Below are 3,974 nucleotides of genomic sequence, written 5' to 3'. Positions count from 1 at the left end.
TCCAGGAGGAACGCTGGAAGACCGACGAGGCCGCCATGAAGACGGCGATCGAGGCCGCCGGCGACAAGTACATCTCCGCCGATGCGCAGTCCAATCCCGGCAAGCAGCTTACGGACGTCGAAAGCCTGATCTCGCAGGGCGCCAATTCCCTGATCATCCTGGCGCAGGATGCTTCGGCCATCGGCCCGGCCGTGCAGAAAGCCCTGGACGAAGGCATTCCGGTCGTCGGCTATGACCGGTTGATCGAGAACAAGGATGTTTTCTATCTGACCTTCGACAACAAGGAAGTCGGCCGCATGCAGGCCCGCGAAGTGTTCAAGGTCAAGCCGGAAGGCAACTACGTCTTCATCAAGGGCTCCGGTGCCGATCCCAATGCCGACTTCCTGTTCTCGGGCTCGATGGAAGTGCTCAAGGAAGCCATTGACAGCGGCAAGATCAAGAATGTCGGCGAAGCCTACACGGATGGCTGGCTGCCCGCCAACGCCCAGAAGAACATGGAACAGTTCCTGACCGCCAACGACAACAAGGTCGACGCGGTGGTCGCGGCCAATGACGGCACTGCCGGTGGCGTCGTCGCGGCGCTGACGGCTCAAGGCTTGGCCGGCACCGTGCCGGTCTCGGGGCAGGACGGCGACCACGCCGCGCTGAACCGCATCGCCCTGGGCACGCAAACCGTGTCGGTGTGGAAGGACGCGCGCGAGCTCGGCAAGAATGCCGCCGAGATCGCCTCGCAACTGGCCGACGGCAAGAAGACGAGCGACATCGCCGGCGCCAAGGACTTCACGACGCCGGGCGGCAACACCGTCAAGTCGCTGTTCCTGACTCCGGTTGCCATCACCAAGGACAATCTCAACGTCGTCATCGACGCTGGCTGGATCAAGAAGGACGAAGTCTGCGCGGGTGTCGCTGCCGGCACCGTCGCGGCCTGTAACTGATCCGGACCACTTCGAAATATCTGAACGCCGCGGCCCAAAAGCCGCGGCGTTTTCTCAAAGAATTGTGTTTCCGCATCATGCGGATAGCTTCTAGGCTGGGCTCCGGCATGCGCGTCAGACGGCCAGCCGGTGGGAGGAAATCATGACCGACACGACGTCCAACCCGCAGGCCGATACGGCGCGCGCGTCGGAACTCGGCGCCGTCGCCCGGTTCCTGAAGGCGACCGAGATCGACACCCGGATGCTCGGCATGATCGGCGCGCTGCTGGTCATCTGGATTGGGCTGCATGTCATTTCCAGCCTGCGCCTCGGCGTCAACCCGCTCGATTTCGACAGCCGCACCTTTCTCACGCCGCGCAATCTGTGGAACCTGTCGGTGCAGACATCCGCGGTCGCCATCATGGCCTGCGGCATGGTGCTGGTCATCGTCATGCGCAACATCGACCTGTCGGTCGGTTCCGCCGAGGGCCTGATCGGCATGGTGATGGGATTTGCCCAGGTGCATTTCCTGGTGCGTTTTGTCGGGCTCGAACTCGGCAATCCGTGGATCTGGGCCCTGGCGCTGGTCATCGGCCTGGCGCTCGGCCTGTTGATCGGCGCCTTTCAAGGCTTCGTCATCGCCTATCTCGAAGTGCCCGCCTTTATCGTGACGCTGGGCGGCCTGCTGGTCTGGCGCGGTGCTGCCTGGTGGGTCACATCAGGCCAGACCGTGGCGCCGCTTAACGCCACCTTTCAGCTGATGGGCGGCGGGCCGGCGGGATCGATCGGCGCAACCTGGAGCTGGGTTGTCGGGATCGTCGCCTGCCTCGCCGTGGTGTTTGGGCTGTTCAACGGGCGGGTGCAGCGCAAGCGTTTCCGTTTTCCGCTACGTCCGATCTGGGCCGAGGCGCTGCTCGGTGTCGTCACCTGCGGCGCCATCATGGGTGCGGTCTGGCTCGCCAACTCCTACCCCTGGCCGATCGGCATCGTGAACAGATATGCGGCCGCCAACAACATCACCGTTCCCGAAGGCGGCCTGTTCATCGCCCACGGTATCGCCATACCGGTGCTGATGGCGGTCGCCGTCGGGCTGGTCATGACCTTCATCACCAACCGCACCCGTTTCGGCCGCTATGTCTTCGCCATCGGCGGCAATCCCGAGGCGGCCAATCTCGCCGGCATCAACACGCGCTGGATCACCATGAAGGTGTTCATGATCATGGGCGTGCTGGCCACGATTGCCGCGGCGATCTCCTCGGCCCGGCAGAATTCGGCCACCAACGTGCTTGGAACGCTCGACGAGCTGCTCGTCATTGCAGCCGCCGTGATCGGTGGCACGTCGCTAGCCGGCGGGTCGGGAACGATCATCGGCGCCATGCTCGGCGCCCTGCTGATGCAATCGCTGCAGTCCGGCATGGTGCTGCTTGGTGTCGACTCGCCGCTGCAGAGCATCGTCGTCGGCGCCGTACTGGTGATCGCCGTGTGGCTCGACACCGTCTATCGCAAGCGCGTCTAGGAGGGCATGCCATGACTGACAAGACTGCTCCTGCAGCCACCGCGCTGATCGACATGAGGAACATCTCGATCGCGTTTGGCGGCATCCGCGCCGTCGACGACGCCTCGATCGATCTTTTCCCCGGCGAGGTCGTGGCGCTGCTCGGCCATAATGGCGCCGGCAAGTCGACATTGATCAAGATCCTGTCCGGCGCCTACAAGCGCGATTCGGGCCAGATCTTCGTCAACGGCGAGGAGGCATCGATCTCCAACCCGCGCGACGCCAAGAAATACGGCATCGAGACGATCTACCAGACGCTGGCGTTGGCCGACAATGTCGACGCCGCCGCCAATCTGTTCCTCGGCCGCGAGTTGATGACCGCCTGGGGCACGCTCGACGACGTTGCCATGGAGGCCGAGGCGCGCAAGGTGATGGGTCGGCTCAATCCCCGGTTCCAGCGTTTCAAGGAGCCGGTGATCAAGCTGTCGGGCGGCCAGCGGCAATCGGTGGCGATCGCGCGTGCGATCCTGTTCAACGCCCGCATCCTGATCATGGACGAGCCGACGGCCGCACTTGGTCCGCAGGAAACGACGCAGGTCGGCGAACTGGTCAAGCAGCTGAAGTCCGACGGCATCGGCATCTTCCTGATCAGCCACGACATCCACGATGTGTTCGAGCTTGCCGACCGGGTCTGCGTCATGAAGAACGGCCAGGTGGTCGGCACCGCCCGCACCACTGATGTCACCCAGGACGAGGTGCTGGGCATGATCATTCTGGGCAAATGCCCGCCAGGCGCCATTCCCGGACCGGGCGCGCTGAAGATCGCGGCCTGAGATCAAGCCAGATCGCGGTTGCCGGACACGTGATATGCCAGCCGTAGGGATGGCTTGGCCTTGGCATTGTGTTGGCAGGGCGACTTGCGCATAAAGGTCCGACATTGCTCAGGGACCGCACGATCCGTTGAAGAAGCTTTTCCCGATCATCGCCTTTATCGCCGTCGCGCTGATCAGCATGGTGATGGCAGGTTTTGCCTACTTCGCCACGCAGGAAGCCGCGCGCATCAAGTTCGAGGCGACTGCCGACGATGCGCTCAACCGGATCGAGAGCCGCATCGACCTGCATCTGTCGCTGCTGCGCTCGACGCAGGCCCTGTTCGACGCCCGCAATGGCGATATTTCTCGCAATGAGTTCAAGGCCTTCTTCACCGCGCTCGATGTCGACAAGAATTTCGCCGGCTTGCGCGGTATCGGCTTCCTCAGGCTGGCAAAGACGGGCGACGAGGCGACGGTCGAACGCGACATGCTGCACGATTATGGCGTCAGTCATCCAATCTACCCGGACACCACGCAACCCTGGCGCACCCCTATCGTGCTGTTCGAACCGCTGGATCCATCCAATCAAGCCGGCATCGGCTACGACATGTTCAGCGAACCGGTGCGGCGTGCGGCGATCGAAAAGGCGATGTCCGACGACCAGCAGCATGCCAGCGGGCTGGTGCAGCTGGGGCAGGACACGGGCGCCGCGCAGACGTTCACCGGCTTCTTCGTTTTCGTGCGGCTCAATGT

Annotated in this window: 4 protein-coding genes; all 4 read left to right on the top strand. The window is 63.3% G+C overall.

All coding sequences use genetic code 11. The annotated features are described in order from the left end of the window. On the top strand, positions 1–935 hold a 935-nt coding region (gene xylF / locus EN879_RS26945; RefSeq protein ID WP_127274349.1), incomplete at its 5' end, for a D-xylose ABC transporter substrate-binding protein. A gap of 142 nt (positions 936–1,077) precedes the next feature. Further along, positions 1,078–2,430, top strand: coding sequence for a sugar ABC transporter permease (locus EN879_RS26940; protein WP_063169145.1), 1,353 nt, complete (start codon positions 1,078–1,080; stop codon positions 2,428–2,430). Between the two features lie 11 nt (positions 2,431–2,441). Continuing rightward, complete coding sequence (locus EN879_RS26935; protein WP_063169144.1) at positions 2,442–3,242, top strand: ATP-binding cassette domain-containing protein; 801 nt, start codon at positions 2,442–2,444, stop codon at positions 3,240–3,242. Positions 3,243–3,369: 127 nt separating this feature from the next. Next, positions 3,370–3,974 (top strand): CHASE domain-containing protein (locus EN879_RS26930; RefSeq protein WP_206521011.1); only part of this gene is annotated, 605 nt, incomplete at its 3' end.

This window comes from Mesorhizobium sp. M7A.F.Ca.AU.002.02.1.1 (assembly GCF_003998535.1).
GTDB classification, from domain to species: Bacteria; Pseudomonadota; Alphaproteobacteria; order Rhizobiales; family Rhizobiaceae; genus Mesorhizobium; species Mesorhizobium ciceri.
This window is presented reverse-complemented; position numbering and strand designations above follow the sequence as displayed.